Annotated in this window: 20 protein-coding genes; 14 read left to right on the top strand and 6 right to left on the bottom strand. The window is 73.3% G+C overall.

The window, feature by feature from the left end; genetic code table 11:
* Window positions 1–7: 7 nt before the first annotated feature.
* The 6 genes from ACZ6SA_RS04310 (at window position 8) to ACZ6SA_RS04335 (ending at window position 8,317) form a co-directional block, all read left to right on the top strand.
* Window positions 8–1,657 (top strand): NAD(P)/FAD-dependent oxidoreductase, encoded by a 1,650-nt coding sequence (locus ACZ6SA_RS04310; RefSeq protein WP_443150135.1) that lies wholly within the window; start codon window positions 8–10, stop codon window positions 1,655–1,657.
* Window positions 1,654–3,105, top strand: coding sequence for an ATP-binding protein (locus tag ACZ6SA_RS04315; protein WP_347641468.1), 1,452 nt, complete (start codon window positions 1,654–1,656; stop codon window positions 3,103–3,105). Before ACZ6SA_RS04310 ends, ACZ6SA_RS04315 begins: the two co-directional genes overlap by 4 nt.
* 108 nt (window positions 3,106–3,213) lie before the next feature.
* Complete coding sequence (locus ACZ6SA_RS04320) at window positions 3,214–4,344, top strand: M20 family metallopeptidase (protein WP_465826576.1); 1,131 nt, start codon at window positions 3,214–3,216, stop codon at window positions 4,342–4,344.
* A 170-nt stretch (window positions 4,345–4,514) separates the two neighbouring features.
* On the top strand, window positions 4,515–5,579 hold the full coding sequence (locus ACZ6SA_RS04325) for an LLM class flavin-dependent oxidoreductase (protein WP_465826577.1): 1,065 nt from the start codon (window positions 4,515–4,517) through the stop codon (window positions 5,577–5,579).
* A complete protein-coding gene (locus ACZ6SA_RS04330) occupies window positions 5,576–7,069 on the top strand; it encodes an AMP-binding protein (RefSeq protein ID WP_465826579.1) in 1,494 nt (497 codons plus the stop codon). The genes ACZ6SA_RS04325 and ACZ6SA_RS04330 overlap by 4 nt, the downstream gene beginning before the upstream one ends.
* A gap of 42 nt (window positions 7,070–7,111) precedes the next feature.
* The gene (locus ACZ6SA_RS04335; protein ID WP_465826580.1) at window positions 7,112–8,317 is read left to right on the top strand and encodes a cytochrome P450; all 1,206 of its coding nucleotides are present in this window, start codon (window positions 7,112–7,114) and stop codon (window positions 8,315–8,317) included.
* Window positions 8,318–8,393: 76 nt separating this feature from the next.
* Here the strand turns inward: ACZ6SA_RS04335 and ACZ6SA_RS04340 are convergent, their stop codons facing one another.
* Entirely contained in the window at window positions 8,394–9,314 is a 921-nt protein-coding gene (locus ACZ6SA_RS04340; protein WP_465826582.1) for a cyclase family protein, read from the bottom strand.
* A 27-nt stretch (window positions 9,315–9,341) separates the two neighbouring features.
* On the opposite strand from ACZ6SA_RS04340, the gene ACZ6SA_RS04345 reads away from it, so the two are divergent.
* Window positions 9,342–10,511, top strand: a complete 1,170-nt coding sequence (locus ACZ6SA_RS04345; protein ID WP_347641462.1) for a serine hydrolase domain-containing protein — start codon at window positions 9,342–9,344, stop codon at window positions 10,509–10,511.
* Window positions 10,512–10,523: 12 nt separating this feature from the next.
* Here ACZ6SA_RS04345 and ACZ6SA_RS04350 read toward each other — a convergent pair whose 3' ends face one another.
* Together ACZ6SA_RS04350 and ACZ6SA_RS04355 are read right to left on the bottom strand one after the other, a co-directional pair.
* Window positions 10,524–11,261, bottom strand: coding sequence for an SDR family NAD(P)-dependent oxidoreductase (locus ACZ6SA_RS04350; protein WP_347643097.1), 738 nt, complete (start codon window positions 11,259–11,261; stop codon window positions 10,524–10,526).
* Entirely contained in the window at window positions 11,261–11,881 is a 621-nt protein-coding gene (locus tag ACZ6SA_RS04355; RefSeq protein ID WP_347641461.1) for a cysteine hydrolase family protein, read from the bottom strand. Before ACZ6SA_RS04355 ends, ACZ6SA_RS04350 begins: the two co-directional genes overlap by 1 nt.
* Before the next feature lie 161 nt (window positions 11,882–12,042).
* Between ACZ6SA_RS04355 and ACZ6SA_RS04360 the strand changes: the two genes are divergently transcribed.
* From ACZ6SA_RS04360 to ACZ6SA_RS04390, 7 genes are all read left to right on the top strand, one after another.
* Entirely contained in the window at window positions 12,043–14,004 is a 1,962-nt protein-coding gene (locus ACZ6SA_RS04360) for a serine/threonine-protein kinase (RefSeq protein WP_465826584.1), read from the top strand.
* Between the two features lie 11 nt (window positions 14,005–14,015).
* Entirely contained in the window at window positions 14,016–14,372 is a 357-nt protein-coding gene (locus ACZ6SA_RS04365) for a Zn-ribbon domain-containing OB-fold protein (RefSeq protein WP_347641459.1), read from the top strand.
* Window positions 14,369–14,692: a VOC family protein gene (locus tag ACZ6SA_RS04370; RefSeq protein WP_347641458.1), complete on the top strand. Its 324-nt coding sequence runs from the start codon at window positions 14,369–14,371 to the stop codon at window positions 14,690–14,692. The genes ACZ6SA_RS04365 and ACZ6SA_RS04370 overlap by 4 nt, the downstream gene beginning before the upstream one ends.
* A 16-nt stretch (window positions 14,693–14,708) precedes the next feature.
* Window positions 14,709–16,217 carry a class I adenylate-forming enzyme family protein gene (locus tag ACZ6SA_RS04375; RefSeq protein WP_465826586.1) on the top strand — a complete coding sequence of 503 codons (1,509 nt, stop codon included), beginning with the start codon at window positions 14,709–14,711 and terminating at the stop codon, window positions 16,215–16,217.
* Window positions 16,214–18,232 carry an acetate--CoA ligase family protein gene (locus ACZ6SA_RS04380; protein WP_465826587.1) on the top strand — a complete coding sequence of 673 codons (2,019 nt, stop codon included), beginning with the start codon at window positions 16,214–16,216 and terminating at the stop codon, window positions 18,230–18,232. Before ACZ6SA_RS04375 ends, ACZ6SA_RS04380 begins: the two co-directional genes overlap by 4 nt.
* Window positions 18,219–18,968: a glucose 1-dehydrogenase gene (locus tag ACZ6SA_RS04385; RefSeq protein ID WP_347641455.1), complete on the top strand. Its 750-nt coding sequence runs from the start codon at window positions 18,219–18,221 to the stop codon at window positions 18,966–18,968. Before ACZ6SA_RS04380 ends, ACZ6SA_RS04385 begins: the two co-directional genes overlap by 14 nt.
* Window positions 18,969–19,224: 256 nt before the next feature.
* Entirely contained in the window at window positions 19,225–21,315 is a 2,091-nt protein-coding gene (locus tag ACZ6SA_RS04390) for a CHAP domain-containing protein (RefSeq protein ID WP_465826589.1), read from the top strand.
* Window positions 21,316–21,482: 167 nt separating this feature from the next.
* Here ACZ6SA_RS04390 and ACZ6SA_RS04395 read toward each other — a convergent pair whose 3' ends face one another.
* Genes ACZ6SA_RS04395 through ACZ6SA_RS04405 form a run of 3 tightly spaced genes read right to left on the bottom strand, consistent with a single transcriptional unit; the run spans window position 21,483 to window position 24,381 of the window.
* Window positions 21,483–22,295, bottom strand: coding sequence for a TIGR03619 family F420-dependent LLM class oxidoreductase (locus ACZ6SA_RS04395; protein WP_347641453.1), 813 nt, complete (start codon window positions 22,293–22,295; stop codon window positions 21,483–21,485).
* Entirely contained in the window at window positions 22,292–23,266 is a 975-nt protein-coding gene (locus ACZ6SA_RS04400; RefSeq protein WP_465826591.1) for an acyl-CoA dehydrogenase family protein, read from the bottom strand. Before ACZ6SA_RS04400 ends, ACZ6SA_RS04395 begins: the two co-directional genes overlap by 4 nt.
* Window positions 23,263–24,381 carry an acyl-CoA dehydrogenase family protein gene (locus tag ACZ6SA_RS04405; protein WP_465826592.1) on the bottom strand — a complete coding sequence of 373 codons (1,119 nt, stop codon included), beginning with the start codon at window positions 24,379–24,381 and terminating at the stop codon, window positions 23,263–23,265. Before ACZ6SA_RS04405 ends, ACZ6SA_RS04400 begins: the two co-directional genes overlap by 4 nt.
* Window positions 24,382–24,502 lie beyond the last annotated feature (121 nt).

Genomic DNA, 24,502 nt, shown 5'->3' on the forward strand with positions numbered 1-24,502 from the left:
TAACGGCATGGAGAAGCCGGTCATCGTGACGGTGGACGACGACCCGGGCGTCTCGCGGGCAGTCGCCCGTGACCTGAGACGCCGCTATGGCCAGGACTACCGGGTCGTCCGCGCGGAAGCGGCCAGGGACGGCATCGAGGCGGTCAGGGAGATGCGGCTGCGCGGCGTCGAGGTGGCGGCCATCCTGGCCGACTACCGCATGCCGCAGATGAACGGCGTGCAGTTCCTCGAGGCCGCGATGGACCTGTACCCGTACGCGCGCCGGGTGTTGCTGACGGCCTACGCCGACACCGACGCCGCGATCCAGGCGATCAACGTGGTCGACCTCGACCACTACCTGCTCAAGCCGTGGGATCCGCCGGAGGAGAAGTTCTACCCGGTGATCGACGGGCAGCTCGACGCCTGGCTGCGCACCGACAGGATCGAGCGGTCGGAGCTGCGCGTGGTGGGCGACCGCTGGTCCGCGCCGTCCTACAAGGTGCGCGACTTCCTGGCCCGCAACCACGTGCCGTACCAGTGGATGCTGGCCGAGGACCCGGAGGGCGCGCAGCTGGTGAGCGCGGCCGGCGAGGGCTGCCACCTGCCGCTGGTGGTGACCGCCGACGGCACCACGCTGGAGTCGCCCGACCAGTCCGAGCTGGCCACGGCGGTGGGGCTGTCCACCACTCCGGCCACCGACTTCTACGACCTGATCGTGGTGGGCGGCGGGCCGGCCGGGCTCGGAGCGGCCGTCTACGGCGCGTCGGAGGGGCTCAACACGGTGATGGTCGAGGCGTACTCGTCGGGCGGCCAGGCCGGCCAGAGCTCCCGTATCGAGAACTACCTGGGGTTCCCCGACGGCGTCTCCGGCCAGCAGCTGGCCGACCGGGCGCGCAGGCAGGCGCTCAAGTTCGGGGCGGAGCTGCTGACCGCGCGGAAGGTGACCATGCTGGAGCCGCGCGGGCAGGCGCGGGTGATCGGGTTCAGGGACGGCGGGGAGATCGCGGCCCACGCGGTGATCCTGGCGACCGGCGTCACCTACCGCCGGCTGGAGGCCCCGGGACTCGACGAGTTCGTGAGCCGGGGCGTGTTCTACGGCGCGGCCCTGACCGAGGCCCCGTCGTGCAAGGACACCGAGGTCTACATCGTGGGCGCGGCCAACTCGGCCGGACAGGCGGCCGTCTACCTGTCGGGATTCGCGAGCAAGGTCCACTTGTTGGTGAGGAGTGATGGTTTGGAGAAGTCCATGTCTCACTACCTCATCGAGCAGATCGCCGCGCTGCCCAACGTCGAGGTGCACCTCCAGACGGAGGTCGTCGGCGGCGGCGGCAGCGACCACCTGGAGCGGCTGAGGTTGTCGTCCAAGGGCGAGGAGCGCGACGTCGACGCCCAGTGGTTGTTCGTGTTCATCGGTGCCGAGCCGTACACGTCCTGGCTCGGGGAGACGATCGAGCGGGACGCGCGGGGATTCGTGCTGACCGGGCCCGACCTGGTGCAGGGCGGACGGCGGCCGCGCAACTGGCCGCTGCGGCGCGAGCCGTACTACCTGGAGACGAACGTGCCAGGGGTGCTGGCCGCGGGCGACGTACGCGCCGAGTCGATCAAGAGAGTGGCCTCCGCCGTCGGGGAGGGCGCGATGGCCGTCGCGCTCGTGCACCGCTACCTGGAGAAGCAATGAGCCGGCAGACGAGCATCGACATCGACGAGATGCGCAAACTCTTCCTGTTCGAGCGGCTGACCGACGAGCAGCTCACCAAGCTCGCCGGCAGCGGCGCGGTACAGACGTACGCGCAGGACGAGGACATCGTGCGGCAGGGCGAGCCGGCGGAGTGCTTCGCGGTGCTGATCGAGGGCGAGGTGCAGATGATCAGCGAGACGGTCAGCGCCGGCACCGTCGCCATGCCCCGCACCTCGCAGCCCGGCGTCTACGGCGGCGCCACCTCGGCCTACCTCGGCGAGCGGGCGCCGCAGACCTACCAGCACACGCTGCGGGCCACGGCCCCGTCGCGGATCTTCATGCTGCCGGCCAAGAAGTTCGCCTACATCGTGGCCGAGTGGTTCCCCATGGCGATGCACCTGCTCGACGGCCTGCTGTCGGGCGGCAGGATGCAGCGGGAGATCATCGACCGGCGGCAGCGGCTCACCGCGCTCGGCACGATCACGGCCGGGCTCACCCATGAGCTGAACAACCCGGCCGCGGCCGCCGTACGCGCGGTCAGCGAGCTGCGCACGCTGCTGCGGACCTCGCGGTTGCAGCTCGCCCAGCTCGCCCAGGACGGCATCGCGCCCGACAAGCTCCGCACGCTGGTCGAGGTCCAGGAGCACTGCACCGAAGCCCTGGGCAGGCAGCAGCGCTCGCCGATGGAGATCTCCGACGCCGAGGACGCGCTCGGCGAGGAGCTGGACGAGGCGGGCGTCGAGGACGCGTGGGACCTGGCGCCGGCGCTGGTCAACGCCGGGTTCTCCGGCGACGACCTGAGGAAGATCCGCGGCAAGGTGGGCGAGGAGCACACCCCGGCCGCGCTGCGCTGGCTGGCCGACGCGATCGAGATCTCGCAGATGCTGAGCGAGGTGACCGAGGCGACCGAGCGCATCACCTCGCTGATCCGCTCGGCCAAGCAGTACTCCCAGATGGACCGGGCCCCGTTCCAGATGGTCGACGTGCACGACCTGCTCGACAGCACGGTCGCGATCTTCCGCGGCAAGATCGCGCCGGGCGTCACGGTGGTCACCGACTACGACCGCACGCTGCCGCTGATCCCCTGCTACGCGGGCGAGCTCAACCAGGTGTGGACCAACCTGATGCACAACGCGCTCGACGCCATGGGCGAGTCGGGCACGCTGACCATCCGCACCGCGCACGACGAGGACGAGGCGATCGTCGAGATCGGCGACACCGGTCCGGGCGTTCCCGAGGCGATCAGGGACCGCATCTTCGAGCCGTTCTTCACCACGAAGACCGTGGGCGAGGGCACCGGGCTGGGTCTCGACATCTCCTACCGGATCGTGGCCGGGCGGCACGGCGGGGAGATCAAGGTGCGCTCGAAGCCGGGTGACACCTGGTTCGAGGTACGGCTGCCGTTGCGCGAGCCCGCGGCGGTCCCCGAGCCATCCGCAAACGCCTGAGGATGCGGCGCACGCGGTAAACCACCGGCAATCTCGACTTGTCATGATGAGTCGTGACCCCGTGTAATGGTTGACCGTAATGCGGCAGCCCTCGGAAGGACCTTTGTTTTGATCATCGACTGGACCCGGCAGGCCCTCCCGGCCATGCTCGACGACCTGAAGGCCGTGGTCGAGCTGGAGACCCACAGCTACGACAAGGCCATGCTGGTCAAGGGTCTGCGCGAGATCAGGGCCAGAGCCGTCGGGCGGCTCGGGACGCCCGACGACGAGATCCTGCACGAGGGCGGGCAGCACGGCGACATCCTGGAGCTCACCTACCAGGGCACCGCCCCGGGCACGGTGCTCATGCTCTGCCACTACGACACCGTCTGGCCGACGGGGACGCTGCGGTCGTGGCCTTTCGCGGTGGTGGACGACAAGGCCACGGGGCCCGGCGTGTTCGACATGAAGACGGGGCTCGTGCAGTCGATCTGGACGCTGCGCGGCCTGCGGGAGCTGGGCCTGCCGCACCCGAGCGTGCGCTACCTGTTCAACGGGGACGAGGAGATCGGCAGCCCGGCCTCGCGCGAGCACATCGAGGCGGCCGGCATCGACGCGCTGGCCACGCTGGTCTTCGAGGCGTCCATGGACGGCGCGCTCAAGACCGCGCGCAAGGGCGTGGGGCTGTTCAACGTGAGCGCCACCGGGGTCGAGGCGCACGCGGGGCTCGACCCGTACGCGGGGGCGAGCGCGATCCACGCGCTGGCCGAGGTCGTCACCACGCTGGCCGCAGCGGGTTCGCCCGAGCGCGGCACCACGGTCAACGTCGGCCTGATCGGCGGCGGCACCGGCCGCAACGTCGCGGCGGGGCGGGCGACCTGCGGCGTGGACGTACGCGTGCGCGATCCCGCGGAGATGGACCGGATCGACGAGGTGTTCCTCCGGCTGAGGGCATCGGACCCGAGGGTGTCGATCTCGTCGACCGGCGAGTGGAACCGGCCGCCCATGACGCCCAACCCGGCCTCCCAGCAGCTGTTCAAGGAGGCGCGGGAGGTGGCGGCCGGCTTCGGATGGCTGCTGGACGAGGCGGCGGTCGGCGGCGCCAGCGACGGCAACTTCGTCTCGGCGCTCGGGCGCCCGGTGCTGGACGGCATGGGGGCGATCGGCGACGGGGCGCACGCGCGGCACGAGCACGTGCTGGTGGAGCACATCCCCGACCGGACGGCGCTGGCGATCGGCCTGGTCAGCGCCCTGGCGTGACCGTGCTGAAAACGTTGTCACGGGCGGGCCTGGCGCTGTCCGCGTCCGGCCCGCCGTGAGGAGAGCCGGCGCCCGCTGACCGGAGCCGAAGGGGACCGGCCTGGACTGGGGCGGGCTCTCGCGTATACGCTCCCAAGCGAGCGCTTGGTTTATCGCTGAGGGGCCGCCGCATGAAGTTCTCGACCTTCCACCTCTTCCACCGCTTCGACGGCCAGAGCTTCAAGGACGTCTACGACTACCACCTGGAGCTCATCGAGCTGGCCGAGGAGCTGGGGTTCGACGGGGTGCGGCTGGCCGAGCACCACTTCCGCGACTACGGCGTCGTCCCGAACCTGTTCGCCATGCTCGCCCACGCCGCCGCCCGCACCACCCGCCTCAGGCTGGGCACCGGCGTCGTGGTGCTGCCCCTGCACGACCCGATCCACGTGGCCGAGGAGGCCGCGCAGGTGGACGTGCTCTCCGGAGGACGGCTGGACCTGGGCATCGGGCGCGGATACCAGAGCGCCGAGTTCGAAGGGTTCGGGATCGACCTGGCCGAGGCCCGCGACCGCTTCAACGAGGCGCTCGAGGTGATCGTCGGCCTCTGGACGCGGAAGGCGTACCGGCACGAGGGGAAGTTCTACCGGACCGGCGCCGAGGTCTCGCTCGTGCCCAGGCCGCTGCAGACGCCCCACCCGCCGCTGCACGTCGCGGCCGTCTCCCCTGAGACCGTCACCATGTACGCGGAGCGCGGGCTGCCCATCCTGGCCGACCCCGCGGCGACGTTCCGCAAGGTCTGCGCGGCGGCAGGCACCTGGCGGGAGACGGCCGCGCGGGCCGGCCACCCGGACGGGGCCGAGCTGGTGGTGGCGCGCAGCGTGTACGTCGCCCCGACCCTGGAACAGGCCCGCGCGGACCAGGAGCGCTTCGAGGCGTCGTTCGACCGGTCGCGCATCTTCAACGAGCGCAGCGCCCCCGTCGACCCGAGGACCGGCCGCGCCGCGCAGGGCTTCGAGTACTACCAGGACCGCTACCTCAAGGGCGGCTCCGTGTCGGCCGGCTTCCGGTGGGAGCAGCTGGAGGTCATCGGGGATCCGGCACGGGTGATCGAGCAGATCGCGCTGCTCAGGGACGCCGGCTTCACGAACCTGCTGTGCGACTTCGGCAGCACCCGGCCGATGCCCCTGGAGGAGATGAAGCGGGTCATGCGCTTCTTCGCCGCCGAAGTGATGCCCGCCTTCCGGAGGTCCTCATGATCCACAGCCTGTCCCTGTCGGACGTCCTCGCCGACCACGCCCGCAGCCGCCCGGGGATCATCGCGGTGGTGGACGGCGCGACGCGGCTGACGTACCCGGAGCTCGACGCCCGCGTGACCCGCCTGGCCGGCGCCCTGGCCGGGCTGGGGGTGGGCGACGGCGACCGGGTGCTCTGGCTGGGCCGCAACTCCTGCGCGGTGCTGGAGCTGCTGCTGGCCTGCTCGCGCCTGGGCGCGGTGTGCTGCCCCGCCAACTGGCGGCAGTCGGAGGACGAGCTGCGGTTCGTCCTGGCCGACCTGACCCCGTCGGTCGTCGTCTGGGAGCCGTCGGACACGACGGCCGCGCTGCGCGGCTCAGGCCCGGGGACGTGGGTGCGGGCGGGCGACGAGTACGAGCGGCTGATCGCGGACGCCGGCCCCCGGGAGTTCCCCCAGGTGGCCGACACCGAGCCGGTGCTGGCCCTCTACACCGCCGCGTTCGGCGGCCGGCCGTGCGCCGCCCTGCTCGGCAGCGCCGCGCTCGTCGCCCACGCGACCTCGCTGCTCGTCGTCCGGCAGATGGAGCCGGGCTTCACCTTCCTCAGCAGCGGCCCGCTCTATCACGTGGGCACGATGATGTTCTGCCTGGCGACGTTCCAGATCGGCGGCACGAACGTCTTCACCCCCGCGTTCGACGCCGAGGAGGTGTGCCGGCTGGTCGACGCCGAGCGGGTGACGCAGGCGTTCCTGTTCGGGCCGATGATCGACGCCGTCACGAAGGCGAACGCGGACGGCGCGTACGACCTGTCGTCCCTGCGCTTCGTCGCCCACTCGGCCGAGTGGGACGACATGATCACCGTGGACGGCTCGCCCTGGTGCCGGTCGAAGATGGGCGGGTACGGGCAGACGGAGGTGGGCGGGATGCTCACGTTCCTGGGGCTGGCCGAGGGCGGCGCGGGATTCGCGGGGCGGCCGAACCCGCTGGTCCAGGTACGGTTGCTGGCGCCGGACGGGGTCGAGGTGCCGGTGGGCGAGGTGGGGGAGATCTGCGCGCGGGGCAAGACCCTCTTTTCCGGATATTTCGCCCGTCCCGACTTAAATGCAGTTAAGTCGGCGTACGGCTGGCACCACACCGGCGACCTGGGCCGCCGCGAACTCGACGGCACCATCACCTTCATCGGGCCCAAGCTGCGCATGATCAAGTCAGGGGCCGAGAACGTCTACCCCGCCGAGGTGGAACGGGCGCTCGCGGCACATCCAGCGGTGGCCGGCGCCGCCGTCATCGGGGTGCCCGACCCCGTCTGGCACCAGGCGGTCAAGGCCGTCGTCGCGCTCCACCCCGGCGGGACGGCGACGGCCGCGGAGCTGATCGAGCACGTCAAGGCGTCGCTGGCGTCGTACAAGAAGCCGCGGGAGGTCGTCTTCGTGGACGAGATCCCGACGCGCGGCCCCGGCCCCGACTACGACGCCCTGGACGCCGCGCACGGCGGCGGAGGTTACCCGGGCGACTGATCATGCAAGTGTACTAGCAATTGATAGTCTACTCTCATATTTATGCGACTTCCCATCGAACGTCACCCCGGACACCCCTTCGACCCGCCCGCCGGTCTGCGCGGCCTGCCGGCGATGAGCCGCCTGGAGTTCGCCGACGGCCACCTGGGCTGGCTGGCCACCACCGACGCCGCGGCCCGCACGGTGCTCGGCGACCCCAGGTTCAGCGCCCGCCAGGAGATCAAGCACGTCGCCACGCACTCCTCACGTCCCGGCGGACCCGGCCAGGCGGCACCGCCGGGCTTCTTCGGCGCCATGGACCCCCCTGAGCACACCCGCTACCGCCGGCTGCTCACCGGCCGGTTCACCGTGCGCGGGATGCGGCTGCTGGAGCCGCGCATCGAGCAGATCGCCGCCGATCGGCTCGACGCCATGGCCGCCGCCGGGCCGCCCGCCGACCTCGTGACGGCGTACGCGCTGCCGATCCCGTCCATGGTCATCTGCGAGCTGCTCGGGGTCCCGTACGCCGACCACGAGTTCTTCCAGGAACGCAGCTACCAGCTCGTCATCCCCGGCGGCGACCCCGCGGCGGTCGGCGACCTGACCGCCTACCTGCACGAGCAGGTGCGGTGCAGGCGCAAGGCGCCCGGCGACGACCTGATCAGCGGTCTCACCGCCGACCTGACGGACGAGGAGCTGACCAACGTCGCCCTGCTCCTGCTCGTCGCCGGCCACGAGACCACCGCCAACATGCTGGCCCTCGGCGTGTTCGCGCTCCTGGAGCGGGGCACGCCCCCGGAGTCCGTCTCGGACGACGCCGTCGAGGAACTGCTGCGCTGGTTGTCGATCCTGCACCAGGGCGGGCCGGCCCGTACCGCGCTGGAGGACGTCGAGGTCGCGGGCGAGCTGGTCAGGAAGGGCGAGACCGTCGTCCTCTCCCTGCCCGTCGTCAACCGCGACCCGTCCGTCCACGACGACCCCGAGACGCTCCGGCTCGACCGCGGCGGCGCGCGCCGGCACCTGGCGTTCGGCCACGGCGTGCACCAGTGCCTCGGGCAGCAGCTCGCCAGGATCGAGCTGCGCATCGGCTACCGCGCCCTGTTCGAGCGTTTCCCGGGGCTGCGGCTGGCCGTCCCCGCGGCCGCGGTGCCGTTGAAGCCCGACGCCACCGTGTACGGCGTCACGAGCCTGCCCGTCACCTGGCCACAGGGGTCTGACGAAGGCGTGATCGAGCCCGGAGGCGAGCATGCTCCGGCCAGTCCCGCATGACCGCCGAGTTCCGCGCCCTGATGGGGGTGACGCCCGCGGCGTTCCTCGCGGGCCGCCTCCCGGCCCTCCAGCCGTGTCAGAGAACGGCCAGCGGGGTCAGCGGGCTGCCCGTGCCGCCCTCGATCCTGAGCGGCGCCGCCACGAACACGAACTCCGCGCGCCCGGCCGCGTCCAGCTCCTCGCCCAGCTCCTCCAGCCAGAGCATCTCGATCAGGTGGATGCCGTGCCGGTGGAGGAGGATGAGGTGCAGGTCGTCGGCGAGGCTCTCGCCGGCGCGCCCGCGCGCGTCGAGCCCGCCGATCGCGGCGTTGTCCGCGGCGACCGCCGCGACGTCGTGCGCGGCCAGCCACCGGCCCGCCGCCGCCGACAGTCCCGGCTGGCCCGACCAGTAGTGCTCGCGCGAGCGCTCCCACACCCGGGGCCAGCCCGTACGGATGACCGCGACGTCCCCGGGCCGCGGGGTGGCGATGTCCGCCAGCAGGCCGGCCGAGATCCGGTGATCGGCCGGCAGGTGGTCCAGGCCGAGGCGGCGGGGCACGTCGAACAGCACGCCCCTGGCGACCACCCCGCCCACCCGCTCGATGCCGCACCGGGTCGTGCCGTAGGAGCGCACCCTGGCCGCGGGGTGTCCGTTGTAGAGCTCGTCGCCCGACCACATGTGGCACAGCGCGTCCATGTGGGTGGTGGTGCCGTGGTGGGTCACGAGCAGCGCGTCGTCGGCCACCCGCAGGCCCTCGCCGATCGGCCGCGCCCCCGCCGCGTAGTCGCCGCCGTCCACGGACATGAAGTGCTGCGGCAGCGGGCGGCCGGGCAGGTGCGGGACGGTCGTGGGCGCGGGCGAGGAGGTGGCGCCCCTGATCGGCATGGCCAGGCTCAGCACCTCGCCCGTGGTGGCGCTGCGCAGCGCGTCGAGCACCACGGCGGGGGTGAGGAGGTTGAGAGTGCCACGCTGATCATCTGGGCCGAATCGTCCCCAGTTGTTAGGCTCGTCTACCACTGAGCTCCCTTTCTCCGCGGAGGTCTGATGCACTGCGATCCCCGGTTCTCCGGCGTACGCGAGGTCTTCGAACGGCACTTCTCCGACGGCGAGGAGCTGGGCGGCGCCCTGGCCGTCTACCTGGACGGCGAGCTGGTCGTCGACCTGTGGGGCGGGGTCGCCGACCGGCACACCGGGCGGCCCTGGCAGCAGGACACGCCCGCGTTCGTCTACTCCTGCACGAAGGCGGTCACCGCCGCCGTGCTGCTGCAGCTGGCGGAGCGGGGCCAGGTGGACCTCACCGCGCCGGTCGCCGACGTGTGGCCCGAGTTCGCCGCCGAGGGCAAGGCGGCCATCACCGTCGAGCAGGTGCTGACCCACCAGAGCGGGCTGCCGGTGATCGAGGAGCCGGTGCCGGTGGAGGAGTTCGGGGACCACGCGGCGATCGCGGCCAGGCTCGCCGCCCAGGCGCCCCTCTGGGAGCCGGGGAAGGCGCACGGTTACCACGCGCTGACCTACGGGTTCCTGCTGGGTGAGGTGATCAGGCGGGTGACGGGCAAGAGCGTCGGGGAGCTGGCCGCCGCCGAGATCGCCCGCCCGCTGGGGCTGGAGCTCTGGGTGGGGGCGCCGGACACCGTGATCGCGCGTACGGCCAGGCTCCAGGCCGGCGAACGCGCCCGGCCTCCTGCCCCCACCGAGGCCGAGGCCGCGCCTGAGGTCGGGCGGGCGCGGGATGTGCTGGCCGAGGTGGCCAGGGCGGCCCAGGACCCGCAGAGCCTGATGAACCGGGCCCTCGGCAACCCCGGCATGCACCTGCTCAAGGGCGGCGCGAACCATCCGGTCATCCTGCGCGCCGGATGGCCGGCGGCTGGGGCCGTCGCCACCGCGCGAGGGCTGGCCGGGTTCTACCGGGCGCTGATCGCCGGCGAGCTCCTGTCTTCCGGCGCGCTGCGCGAGGCCGTACGCCCGCGCGTGAGCGGCCCCGACCGGGTGCTGCTGCTTGACACCTCGTTCGGGCTCGGCTTCATGCGGCCGTCGCTGACGTTCTTCGTGCCGTCGGAAACCGCCTTCGGCCACACCGGCATGGGCGGCTTCATCGGTCTGGGCGACCCCGAGCGCGGTCTGGCCGTCGGCTACGTCATGAACAGGATGGCCGCCGCGCTCTCCGGCAACCTGCGCGGCATCCGCCTGGTGGAGGCCGTCTACCGGGCCCTGTGACCGCATCGGGGCTCAGTGCATGGTCACGCCGCCGCTCACCGACAGGATCTGCCCGGTGATGTAGGCGGCGCGGTCGGTGCACAGGTAGGCGACCAGGCCCGCCACGTCGGCGGGCGTGCCGAGGCGGCGCAGCGGGATGCCGCGCGCGATCTTGCCGACGAGCCCTGGCTCGGCCTCCGACACCCTGCGCAGCATGGGTGTGTCGGTGGGTCCGGGGCAGACGACGTTGGAGGTGACCCGGGCTCCGGCGGCCTCGCGGGCGAGCGTCTTGGCCAGCCCGAACAGCCCGGCCTTCGTGGCCGCGTACGCGCCTTCGCCTCCCGAGCCGGCCCTGGCGCCGTCGGAGGAGACGAACACCAGCCGCCCCCGGCCTCGCTCCAGCATGCCGGGCAGCAGGAGCTTGGTGAGCAACATCGGCCCGCGCAGGTTGACCTGCCACATGAGGTCCCAGCTCGCCGGGTCGCTCTCGATGAACGGCCGCACGACCGACACCCCGGCGTTGTGCACCAGGATGTCCACCGGCCCCACGGCGCCGGCGAACGCCTCGACGGACGGGGGCGCGGCCAGGTCGACGGCCAGCGCCCGCGCGCCGGGCAGGCCCGCGGCGACCTTCCCCGCGTTCGGCAGGTCCACGTCGGCGATGACCACGCGGGCGCCGAGCGCGGTCAGGTCGGCGGCGATGGCCGCGCCGATCGCGCCCGCTCCCCCGGTCACGACCGCCACGCGCCCGTCCAGGCGCAGCCCGTCCATCACGCAGGTGTCCGTCTCGTCCATGAGCGGGCCAGGTCCGCGGCGGCGGTGCGGGTGGCGAGCAGGCCGATCGTGTGCTTCAGCACGGCCCGCGCGTAGTCGTCGGGGATGCCCGCCACCGCGTCCTTCACCACCGTCACCCGGTAGCCCAGGTTGACCGCCTCCAGGGCCAGCCCGGGGATGCCCAGGTTGAGCGAGACCCCGGCCGCGACGACGGCGGTGACGCCCATCGAGCGCAGCGTCATGTCGAGCGAGGTGCCGGTGAACGGGGAGAAGCCGTGGTAGCGCCGGCTCTCCAGGTCGCCGCCGTCCCGCAGCTCGGGGATGACCTCGGTGGCGGGCGTGCCGTCCAGCATGTGGCCGGGATCATTGAGCAGCGAGATGATGAACGGGCAGTTGCCCGTGTGGGAGCCGGCCCGGTCGGGGCGGAAGGCGGCCGTGCAGTGGATGACGGGGATCGCGGCGGCCCTGGCCGCGTGGAGGACGCGGGCGGCGTTGGCCACGACGTCGTGCCGGACGCACGCATCCACCAGTTCTGGAAATTTCGTGAGATCGCCGACGACGCCCCGCTGCATCTCCATCACCAGCACGGCTACCCGCTCCACCGGCGACCTCCGCATGCACTTTAGCCGAGCGCTTGCTTGGTAATGTCGATCAGCATAACACCTGCCATCAGGGGCCATCCCCCGATGGACGCTGGGCGAAATTTCTGGACTCGTGACAACCGGAACCCCGGGTGAGACCGTCCAATCGAAGACGGCTGCCTGATGGGGGTTAGGACTTGGTCCCTGGTTACCGTGAAGTACGCCAGCTCGGCGCCGGCCGCACCGGCCGCGTGTTCCTCGCCACCTACCAGCAGACCGGCGCCTACGTCGCGATCAAATACCTGAACGCCACGCTGCGCCGGGATGCCGAGTTCATGGACCGCTACCGGACGGACACCCACGAACTCGTCGAGATCGACGACCCGAACGTGGTCAAGCTCTACGAGTACGTCGAGACGCAGAGCAGGGCCGCCATCGTCATGGAGCTGGTGGACGGCGTCACGCTGCGCGCCCTGCTGGCCGAGCACCACAGGATCAGCGCCGAGGCGGCCCTGGCCGTGGTGAAGAGCACGCTGCTGGCCCTGGCCGCCGCCCACGAGCGGGGCGTGCCGCACCGCGACGTCAAGCCGGACAACATCCTCGTCCAGGCCGACGGCACCACCAAACTGGCGGACTTCGGCGTCGTGGTGCACGCCGAGGAGCCGGGCGTGCCCGCCGGCAGTCCCGAGTACATGGCGCCCGAACTGTGGACCCAGGGCAGGACGGGCCCGCCCGCGGACGTGTACGCGGCCGCGTGCGTCCTGTTCGAGGCGGCCAGGGGGCGGCCTCCCTACCGGGCGTACAAGGAGGGCGGGGACGGCGGGCTCGACGTGCCCGCGCTGCGCGACAAGCACCTGGTGGAGCCGGTGCCCGTGGAGGTCGCCCCCGACACGCTGCGCGACCTGCTCAGGCGAGGGCTCGCCAAGGACCCCGCGCTCCGGTACGCCTCCGCCCGGCAGTTCGCGGCGGAACTGGAGGAGGACGCCGTCGCCGCGTACGGCCCCGACTGGGAGAAGCGCGGGCGCCGCCACCTCGCCGAGCTGGCCACGCTGCTCGCCCTCCGCTTCCCGCTGGCCAGGACCGACCCCGCCGCGACGGCCGCCTCCCGCATCCGCGACCGCATGCCGAGGGTGCCCCGGCTGCCTCCGCACCTGTGGGTGGCCGGCGCGACGGTGGTCGCCGTGTCGATCTCGCTCATGATGTCGGGCGGACGGCTGCCCTCCGGACCGGGGGCGATCCTCATGCCGCCGCCCGAGACGCAGAGCGCGCCGGAACCGACCCAGGCCGACGCCGGCACACCCGGCCCGACCAGGACGGCCGCCACACCCCGGCGCACGGCCGCCGAGCCGGCGCGCACGCCTCCCGCGCGCAGCGCCTCACGGTCCCTCCCCGCCGTCCGGCGGCCCTCCGCCCCGGCCCTCACCGTCCAGGCGGTCGGCATCGTGCGGTGGAGCGGCACGGCCGGCGCTATCAGGGTGGCGGCGAACGGCACCGGGCCCGTGCGGCTGCGGATCTCGTACACGCGGAGGGACGGGGACTCCGGCGCGGCCAGGACGGTCCGCCAGGAGCTGCGCACCCTGCGCGGCCGGACCGCCTACGCCAGCGCCGTCACGCACGATCCCGGGGGCGTGGCGTGCGGGCGCCGGGCGTACGTCGGGATCCTCGTCATGACGGAACCGGCGGCGGACAACGGGCCGCAGGTGAGCGAGGTGCTCGTGGACGGCCCCTCCTGCGCCGCCCCGACGCCGACCTCGTCCGGGACCACCGTCCCGACGCCCACCGATGAGCCGACCGCCTCGGCCCGCACCACCCCCGCCCCCTACCCGGCCCGCACCACCTCGTCCCCGCCCGCCCGCATCGCGTCGCCGACCTCCACCACCGACGGATCCTCGCGCCTCGCGCCACCACATCCGGTCACGAGCCTCACTCCCGCCCCCGACCACGACGCCGCCACTTCCGCCATGGAACCCGGCGTGACGCCACCCCTCGCCGCCGACCCCGACGCGGCATCGTCCACCTCGCCGCCGCTCGCCCAGGAAGATTCCGCGCTGTCGCCGGAGGACCTCACCGCACGCCGCCGTGGCGATCCCGTACGCTTCAGCGACGACCGTCACGGGCCCGGCGGGCGAGGTCTTGTGGGGGTACCAAGCGTGCGCTAGCTTGGCTAGCGATGAGCGGTGACACCTGTGCCCACCGGGCCGCCCACGGCGAACTGGTCATCCAGCGCTGCACCGGCTGCGACCACCGCGGCCACCTCCCGGAACCGGCCTGCCCCAGATGCGGCGGCCGGGCCTTCCGCGCCGAGCCGGTCTCCGGCGAGGGCGTGGTGCACACGTTCACGATCGTGCACCGCTCCTTCGCCCCCGGCTACCAGGGGCGCGAGCCCTACGCCGCGGCCTGGGTGGACCTGCGGGAAGGCCCCAGGGCGTTCGGGCACGTGGTGGGGTGCGCACCGGAAGAGGTACGCGTCGGCATGCCGGTACGCGTGACGTTCATAGACGATCTCCCCCATTGGAGGCCCGCGTGAAGCTGGGCAACGTGCTGATTCCCGTCGCCGACCTGGACGAGGCGATCGCCTTCTACGGGCTGCCGGTGAAGTTCCGCGACGGCGACAGGTTCGCGGCGCTCGACGGGGGCGGGGTCACCGTGGCTCTGGCCGGGCCCGCCGAGCACGTCACCGCCTCGGCCGCGCCGTCGTACAAGGTGGACGACGTGGCGCGGGTCGTGCGGGAGATGGAGGGACGCGGCGCCGAGGTGGTGCGGGCGCCGGAGGACGGGCCGCACGAGAGGCGGGCCGTGCTGCGCGATCCCTCAGGCAACGTCTTCGTGCTCTATTCGCCCCTCTGATGTGGAGGCACCCCCGATGGCACGATCACCCTACGGCAACTACGGCCACGCGGTCCTGACCGCGGGAGCGCTGCGCACGCCCGACAGGGTGGCGCTGACGTACTGCGGCGAGCGGAGCTTCACCTACGACGAGCTCAACAGGAGCGTCAACCGCCGCGCGAACGCCCTGATCGCCGCCGGGATCACGCCGGGGCGGCGGGTGGCGGTGCTGCTCAACGAGACGTTGCGGGTGGCCGAGGTCTACCTCGCGCAGGCCAAGATCGGGGCGGTGACGGCGGCGCTGAACCCGTACTGGCCGGTGGAGACGGTGCGGGACGTGGTGGCCGCCTCGGGCTGCACGGCGCTGGTGCACGACGCGACGGTCGAGGGAGCGGTCGAGCAGATCAGGGGCGAGCTGCCGGCGGTGACCGCGTGGATCGACGTACGCGAGCCGGCGGAGGGTTCGGACGCCGAGCCGCCGCTCGGCGGGTTCCACGACGATCCGCTGGCGCTCTACTACACCTCGGGGACGACAGGGCTGCCCAAGGCCGTCGTGCACACGCACGCGTCGTCGCTGGCCACGGCGCGGATCTGGCTGGACGTGCCGCGCGGGCCCGACGCGGTGTTCGGCACGGGCGCGATCATCTGGGGCATCGGCTTCCCCGCCATCGCCGGGCCCGCCCTGTACGCCGGGATGCGGCTGGTGCTGGAGCAGGACTGGGGCCCGGCGAACTTCCTGCGCGCCGTCCCCCGCGAACGGGTCACGCACGTGTCGCAGATCCCCTCGTTCTACGCGGCCCTGCTGGGCTCGCCCGACCACGAGGGCGTGGACCTGTCATCCATCCGGGTGATCATGCTGGGCGGGGAGCCGCTGACCGCGACCATGCTCGACCGGATCAGGGCCAGGCTGCCGCAGGCGGCGGTGTTCTCGTACTACGGCCAGACCGAGGCGCCGTACACGTGCATGGGGCGGGTGGACGACGGCTCGATCCCGCTCGGATCGTCAGGGCGCGCCCGCACGGGCAACGCGGTGCGGATCACGAACCAGCGCGGCCACCGCGTGACCGGCGAGGTCGGCGAGATCAACCTGGCCGGGCCGCACCGGATGGCCGGTTACGACGGCCTGCCGGACCGCACGGCGGAGGTGCTGCGCGGCGAGTGGTACGTCGGGGGCGACCTCGGGACGCTCTCGGCCGACGGCGTGCTGCGCGTGCTCGGCCGGCGGGAGGACGCGATCATCAAGGGCGGCGTCTGGACGCAGCCGGCCGTGATCGAGGAGGCCGTTTCCGCCCTCGACGGCGTGGCCGAGGCGGGCGCGGTGGGCGTGCCGGAGGGCGCGGCGGACCAGCGGGTCCTGCTGGCCGTCGTGCCGCGCGCCGGGCACTCGCTGGACCCCTCCAAGATCGCGCTGTCGCTGGCCGACACGCTCCCCGCCCACCGGCGCCCCGACCACATCGTGGTGGCCACCGCGCTCCCGCACGCGCAGGACGCCTCCGGCGGCCCCGGCAAGCTGCTGCGCGGGAAGATCCGCGAGCTGTACGGGTGAGCGCGTACGAGCACGAGGTCAAGGCGCTGCTGCGCGAGGCGGGAGTGCCGGTCCCGCGCGGGGTGGTGGTGCGTGACGGCGACTTCGGCCCGGCCGGCGAGCTGGCCGAACCGCTGGTGCTGAAGGCGTTCGGGCCGGGGCTGGTGCACAAGTCCGAGGCCGGGGCCGTGGCGCTGGGCCTGCGGCACGGCGAGCTCGCGGCGTCGGCCGCCGCGATGGCCTCCCGGCTGGACGTCGCCGGGTTCCTCGTGGAGGAGCGGGCGCGGGCCGGGGTCGAGCTCATCGTGGGTCTGGTGCGCGACCCGGGGTTCGGGCCGGTGGTGCTGGCCGGTCTCGGCGGAGTGTGGGCGGAGGCGCTGGGTGACACGGCGCTGCGGCTCTGCCCGATCACGGAGGAGGACGCCCGGAGCATGCTGGCCTCGCTGCGCGGGGCCGCGCTCCTGCGCGGGTGGCGCGGCGGCCCGCCGGTGGACGTGGACGCGCTGGTCAAGCTGCTCGCGACGGTCGCCGGGCCCGGCGGGCTGTGGGAGCGGCTGGAGCTGGGCGAGTTCGAGCTGAACCCGGTCATCGCGGGACCGTCGGGCGTGGTGGCCGTCGACGCCCGCCACCTGCCCGCCGCGGCTCCCGCGCGGGCGGCGGCGGGACCGCCCGCGGACTTCCTGCCGCTCTTCGAGCCCCGGGCGGTGGCCGTCGCCGGCGCGTCCGCGACCCGGCCGAACTTCGGCAACATGTTCCTCGGCTTCTACCGCGAGGCGGGTGTCCCGCTGGTGGCGGTGCACCCCGAGGCGGACGAGGTGTCGGGCGTGCCGGCCGTACGCTCCCCCGCGCTGGCGGAGGTGGACTACGCGCTGGTCGCCGTGCCGGCCGGGCGGTGCGCCGACGTGGTGCGGCAGGCGGCGGGGATCCCGTTCGTGCAGGTGATGAGCGGCGGGTTCGGGGAGGCCGGGCAGCACGGGCTGGAGCGGGAGCTGGTCGCGGCGGCCCGTGCGGCGGGCACGCGGCTGCTGGGGCCCAACTGCATGGGCGTCTACTGCCCGCGGGGCCGGCAGACGTTCGTCGGCGGCGGGCTCGGGCCCGCGGGATCCGTGGCCCTGATCTCGCAGAGCGGCGGCCTGGCGGGCGAGGTGATCAAGGTCGGGGAACGGCGCGGGCTGGCGTTCAGCCGGGTCGCCACGGTCGGCAACGCGGCCGACGTGACCCCGGCCGAGCTGCTGCGCTGGCTCTCCGGCGACGAGGAGACGCGCGCGGTCGGGCTGTACCTGGAGGATCCGCGCGGCGGGCGGGAGCTGTACGAGGCGCTGCGCGCGACGCGCCTGCCCGTGGTACTGCTCGTCGGCGGGCGCAGCGGGCAGGGTCGGCGCGCGGCGGCCTCCCATACGGGCGGCATGGTGAGCGACCGGCGGATCTGGGAGGCGGTGGCCGAGCAGGCGGGCGTGGCGCTGGTGTCCGGCCAGGACGACCTGATCGGGGTCCTGGCGTATTTCCAGGCGCACGGCTCGCGGGTCACCTCCGGGGACGGCGTGCTGGTGGTGGGGCCGAGCGGGGGCGCGAGCGTGCTGGCCGCCGACGCGTTCGACGGCGCGGGCGTGCGGCTCGACCCGCTGCCTGACGACGCGCTCGACGCGCTGCGCGGGCTCGGGGTGGCCGCGGCGGGCAATCCGCTCGAGGTGCCCGTCGGGCCGCTCGGGCGTGCCGGGCTCGTGCCCGAGGTGATCACCACGATCATGTCGCGGCGGCCGTACCGGGACGTCGTGGCGCACGTCAACGTGCAGGCCTTCTTCACGTACGGCGACGCGGCGGAACCCCTCTACGCCTACGCCGGGGCGGTCGCGGGAGCCCAGGACGCGCTGCCGGGCACCCGGATCACCCTCGTCACCAGGAACGGCGACTGCGCCCCCGAGGGCGTCGAGGACGAAGTGCGACGGATCGCGGCGGCTGCGGGTGTCCCCGTCTACCGCTCCATGGAGGCGGCCGCGGCGGCCGTCGCCGGAGGAGGACGTCATGAGGTTGCTTGACGGCAGGGTCGCGCTGATCACGGGCGGGGCCCGCGGCATGGGGGCGGCGCACGTGCGGCTCTTCCTGGAGGAGGGCGCGCGGGTGGTGTTCGGCGACGTGCTGGACGACGAGGGCAAGGCGCTGGCGGAGGAGACGGGCGCGGTCTATGTCCGGCACGACGTGACGAGCGCGCGGGAGTGGGAGCGCGCGGTGTCGATGACCACCGATCTGTACGGCAAGCTCGACGTTCTGGTCAACAACGCAGGGATCCTGAAATATCGGCGCATCCACGAGATGTCACCCGAGGACTTCGACCAGGTGATCGGCGTCAACCTCAAGGGGTCCTGGCTCGGGATCAAGTCGGTGATCGACCCCATGAAGGCGGCCGGGCGCGGCGCCATCGTGAACATCTCCTCGATCGAGGGCTTCATCGGCGCCGAGGGGCTGTCGGCGTACTCGGCCTCGAAGTTCGGGCTGCGCGGGATCACCAAGTCGGCGGCGCGGGAGCTGGCCAGATTCAAGATCCGGGTCAACTCGGTGCATCCTGGCGCGATCAACACCGCGATGGCCATGGACCCCGACATGGCGAACGAGGTGGACGCGGACACCTTCGTGAAGTCCATGGTCATCAAGCGGTTCGCCAAGCCGGTCGAGGTGTCGCACGTGGTGGCGTTCCTGGCCTCCGACCGGTCGAGCTACTGCACCGGCAGCGAGTTCACGGTGGACGGAGGGCTGCTGACCGGGGCGGGATACTAAGATCTCACCCCAAGGTAGATCTTTTGGGTTTAAACCACCTGGATCGGACATTTCTGGCAGCATCCTGACCTGCGGTTCTTTCCCAAGAAGAGTCGACTCTCTCTTGGGGCGTGCTTGACCTGGGGTTACCAAACGGTAACCTCGCTCATCGCAGAAGATGACAAGCCGCCGGTTTCATCACACCAGTCACAGGGCGTCCCTTACCCAGATTTGTGTGGACAAACCGGTCTTGCCCGGAAGGTTTCCCCACGCCTCCATGACGCCAGAGATGCAGAAGTTCATCGAGCTGCTCGAGCGCCAGCTCGGCTACTCGGAGAAGGCCGGCGCGTACACCAAGTTCGGCTCCTGGTACGGCAAGAACGTCGAGTTCGACGCCGACTACACCTCCGCCCCATGGTGCGACATGATGCTGTCCTGGGCGGCGCACAAGCTCGGCTACGAGGAGTGGATCGGCCAGTTCGCCTGGACGGTCGCCCACGCCAAGTGGTTCAAGGAGCAGGGCGCGTGGGGGAAGAAGCCCAAGCCCGGCGCGATCGTCTTCTACGACTGGAGCGGATCCAACAAGATCAGCAGGATCGACCACGTCGGCGTCGTGACGCGGGTCGAGGGCGACACGATCCACACGATCGAGGGCAACATCGACGGCGGCGTCGCCAAGCGCAAGGAACGCGACACGAGCAAGGTCGTCGGCTACGGCTACCCGGAGGAGATCAAGGCCCGCCTGGACGAGGAGGCCGCCCAGCAGGCCAAGGAGGCCAGGAAGAAGGCCGAGGAGCGGGCGGAGGAGCCGTCGAGGCCCGGCAACGACGTCGGCGTGCTCGAGCTTCCCGCGGACGAGGCGCTGTCCGGCATGATCCCCCGCGCCAAACGCGACGAGCCCGCCCGCGCCCCTCACTCCGGCGGCCGCGACGCCGACGCACCCGCCCCCGCTCCGTCGAAGAAGGCCGAGCAGGAGGCCACGGTCCACGCCTCCGCGAGCGCCACCGGCAAGGAGCCCGCCAAGAAGGCCAAGCACGCCAAGCCGTCCACCGCCGACACCACGGCCGCGACCGCCGACCCGGTCCCCACCCACATCGACGCCGCGGCCACCGCCCCGATGCCCGCCGTATCGACGCCGACGCTGGTCGGCTCGGCGCTGGTGGCCGCGCTGGCGCTGCTCGCCGTCGCCAAGACCCGCCGGATGCGGGCCGCCGCGTCCGCCGCGTCCGCCGCGTCTTCCGGGGCCGGCACGGGCGCCCGCCCGGCCCGCTCGAACGCCGGCCGCCGCCGCCGCAACGCCGCCCCCGCGCCCCGGCGCCGGCTCGCCACCCGGCCCTTCGACCTCGCCACCGACGCCCCCGAACTCCGCACCACGGACACCGCCGTCCTCCGCTCCCCGCGCCACGCCGCGGCGCTCCGCTCCGCCCGGGACACCTCCGACGCCACCGTGCTCCGCTCCCCCCGGCAGTCCGGCGACACCACCGTGCTCCGATCGCCGGACGCCGCCGAACTCCACCCCTCTCACCGCCGCGCGAGTGCAGGGGACCGCCGCGCGGCGGGCACCGGTCCCTTCGCGCCCGCCTTCGACGACACGGCTCCCGCCGAGACAGGGCCGTTGGAGATCGTCCTCGACACCGGCCCGCTCGATCGCGTCGTGGACACAGGACCGTTCGAACGCATCGTCATCCCCGGCGCGTCGAGCAGCTTCGACGCCTTCGCCCCCACCCGCGCCACCGGCTCGGACGCCTTCGGCCCGCTAATCACCGTCGACCACCCCTCCGGAGCATCCGGCCCGCTCGCCAGCCCCACCGCCGACGGCTGGTTCCCCGGTAGCCGGCCGGACGCTCCTTCCCGAAGCGGCAGGCCGGGCCGCACCTCCGGCGACAGACCGGACCGTGCCTCCGGCGGCGTGCCTGGCCGTGCCTCCGGCGGGGTGCCTGGCCGTGCCTCCGGCGGGGTGCCTGGCCGTGCCTCCGGCGGGGTGCCTGGCCGTGCCTCCGGCGGCCCTTATCGCGGACGGCGGCGGCGGCACGAACGGCTGGCCGAAGAGCCCGCGTTCGCGTCCGACCTGCCGTCGCGCGGCCGCCGCCACCGCCGCGCCCAGCCGGGCTCGCCTGACGCCCGAGGGCCTCGCCCCGGCAACGCGCCGCAACCCGCCGGAGCACCGTACGCCGGCCGCCAGGAGCCAGCACAGCCCGCGGGACGCGCGCAGTCCAGGCGGTCCGGCGAGGGGCGCGGTGCCGAGGGGTTCGTCCAGGACCTCCCGCTGCAGGGCCGCAGGCACCGCAGGACGACCCGCCCCGACGGCGGCCGCCAGCTCGCCGGCGCGGCCACCACCCGGCCAGGAAAGGGACGCCACCGCGCCTGACCGGTATCCCGGCTCGTCCCGAGGGACGCCACCGCGCCTGACCGGCATCCCGGCCGTGCCGGCCGCGACGCCACCGCGCCCGACCGGCGACCCGCCGGCCTCGCCCCACCACGCCCGGCCGGCCCAGAACCCTTGGGCGCGATGCCGAGGGCGTTCGGAGGGGCGCTCTAGCCGAGCCCGTGCTCGGCGGCGAAGGCGGCCAGCCGGGAGACGGCGTCCCGTCCGCGCGTCCACGGCCGTACGATGAGCCGTTCCACGCCCAGCGCCTCCCACGCGGCCACCTCGTCGGGGGAGGCCGGCGCGTGGGCGTGCACCGTCACGGGAACCCCAGGCCCGAGCCGGTCGAGCTGCGGCCTGATCGACTCGATCGTGTGCGGCATGCTGATCCACCCGTCGCAGAGCCGGGCCGCCCTGCGCAGCGCGGCGGGCGACTCCCCGCCCGCCAGCAGGGGCAGCCGCCGCTGCACCGGCTTGGGCTCGAACGCGACCTCGGGGAACGAGTAGAACCTCCCGGAATGGGCCACCACCGGCTCGCTCCAGAGCCGCCTGACCACCTCGATCGCCTCGTCCAGCCGCGCCCCGCGCGTGCCGAACGGGATGCCCGCCGCCTCCCACTCCCCCCGGTACCAGCCCGCGCCGACCCCGCAGATGGCCCGTCCCGACGAGACGACGTCCAGCGTGGCGAACGCGCGGGCCGACACGAAGGGGTGGCGCAGAGCGAGGAGCTGCACCGCTGTGCCGAGCCTGACGCGGGTGGTGAAGGCGGCGAGCCAGCACAGGTACGCCGGCGCGTCGAACAGCGGCGTGCCGGGCTTGATCCCCGGGCCGGTGGCGCCCGGGTACGCGGCGAGCGACAGGTCGGTGGTGAACACCAGGTGCTCGGGCAGCCACACCGACTCGAACCCCAGCTCGTCCGCGGCCACCGCCACGTCCTTCCACGCGGCGGGATGCAGCAGCCCGAGCGGCACGCCGAACTTCACGGATACCGTCCAGGGCCGCCGTTGGCGATGGCGGCGCGCAGGCGTTCGCGGTGAGCGGCCGCGGTGCCGTACGCGGACGAGAGCGACCAGGCCCGCGCGAGCCAGAACCGCAGATCCAGCTCCTCGGTGTACCCGATCGCGCCGTGCACCTGCAGCGCCACCCGCGCCGCGAGGCCGGCGGCCTCCCCCGCGGCGGCCTTGGCGGCGCTGACGTCCCGTCCGGCGCTGGGCAGCGGCCGGCTCCGGGGCCCGCCCACCGACAGGGCCGCCCGGTGTACGAGGGGCGCGGCGAACTCGACGGCCACGGCGACGTCCGCGAGCTGGTGCTTGACCGCCTGGAACGACCCGACGGCCGCCCCGAACTGCGTCCTGGCCCGCGCGTACGCGACGGTGACCGCGAGCAGCTCCCTGGCGACCCCGATGAGCTGCGCCGCCGTGGCGGCGGTGGCCGCGAGCACCGCCGGCCCGGCGGCCGCGCCCAGGTCCTCGGACGCGTCGAAGCCCACCTCGAACAGCGGCCGGCACGGATCGACGCCGTGGCGGGGGGCGAGGCGTACGGACTCCTTGCGGACCAGGTGCCAGCCGCCCGCCCGCGCCACCACCAGAAGGTCGGCCAGGTCGGCGTCCGGCGCGTACGCCTGCCCCGGCGGCTGCACGCTCACGCACACCGCGCCGGAGGCCAGCCCGGGAAGGCTCGCCGGCAGGTACGCCGCCGCCACGGCGGTCTCGACGACCGGCCCCGGCAGGCATGCCCGCCCGGTCTCCTCCAGCGCCGGCAGGAGGTCGGCCGGTGACAACCCCGGGCCGCCGGACCCGGGGGGCAGCAGCGATCCGAACAAGCCCAGGCCGGCGAGCTGCTTCCAGGCGGGCCGCCGCTCGGTGCGCAGTGCGGCAGGTGGGCAGTGGGCCCGCAGCACGTCGCGCACGGTCGCGCCCAGGGCGAGCTGGTCGGGGGTGAAGCCGAAGTTCACGGCCGCCGCACCCCCGCCCTGGGCAGCCCGAGGACGCGTTCGGCGATGATGGTGCGCTGGATCTCGTTCGTGCCCGCGTAGATCGGGCCCGCCAGCGCGAAGAGGAAGCCGTCCAGCCAGGCCGTGTCTCCCGCCCGGTCTCCGAGCAGTTCCATGGCGAGGGCGTGCATGCGCAGGTCAAGCTCGGACCAGAACACCTTGCCCATGCTGGCCTCGGGCCCGAGCTCCTCGCCGGTCATGAGCCGGAGCGCGGTGGCGTACGTGTGCAGCCGGTACGCCTCCGCGTCGGCCCAGCAGCGGGCGGCCCGGTCGGCGAGGGCCGGGCCGGCGTCGCGGGCGAGCTCGACGAGCCGGTCGGCGGTGGCGAGGAAGCGTCCCGGGCTGCGCAGGGTCAGGCCGCGTTCTGACGAGGTGGTGGCCATCGCGATCCGCCATCCGTCGCCCGGCTCGCCGACCACCATCGGCTCCGGCACGAACACTCCGTCGAAGTGCAGCTCCGCGAACCCGGGCAGCCCGTCGAGCTGCGCGATCGGCCGGACGGCGACGGCGTCCATGGGGAACATGACGTACGTGAGGCCGTGGTGGCGCGTGCCGGAGGTGCGGAAGAGGCCGAACCCGTGGGTGGCGAAGGCGGCGCGCGAGCTCCACGTCTTGTGGCCGTACAGCCGCCAGCCGCCGGGCGCGGGCTCGGCCCTGGAGGTCAGCGCGGCCAGGTCGCTGCCCGCCTCCGGCTCCGACCAGGCCTGCGCCCACACGTCGTCGCCCCTGGCCATCCGCGGCAGCCAGCGGTCGCGTTGTTCCGGGGTGCCGAACCTCATGAGCGACGGCGCCAGCAGGAAGATGCCGTTCTGCGTCACCCGGGCGGGGGCGCCGGCGGCCCAGTACTCCTCCTCGAAGATCAGCCACTCGATGAGGGAGGCGCCGCGCCCGCCGTGGTGCTCGGGCCAGGAGACGACGGACAGCCGCGCGCCGGCCAGCAGCGCCTCCCAGGCGCGGTGCGCCGCGAAGCCCTCCGCGGTGTCCATGGGCGGGAGCGGTCGCGGCACGTGCGCGCGCAGCCAGTCACGAACCTCGGCTCGGAAGTCCCGCTCGGCCGGGGAGAAGTCGAGATCCACGCGACCAACCTAGCGCACGCTTTGTCTGCGCGCCAGGGATCCGGCACCGGAGCGGCCGCACCGGCACGCGCGAACGTCTCCGCCACGACCCCCCGTGCTCGGATCCGAGCACGGGGATATC

The organism is Nonomuraea sp. NPDC049378 (assembly GCF_055586745.1).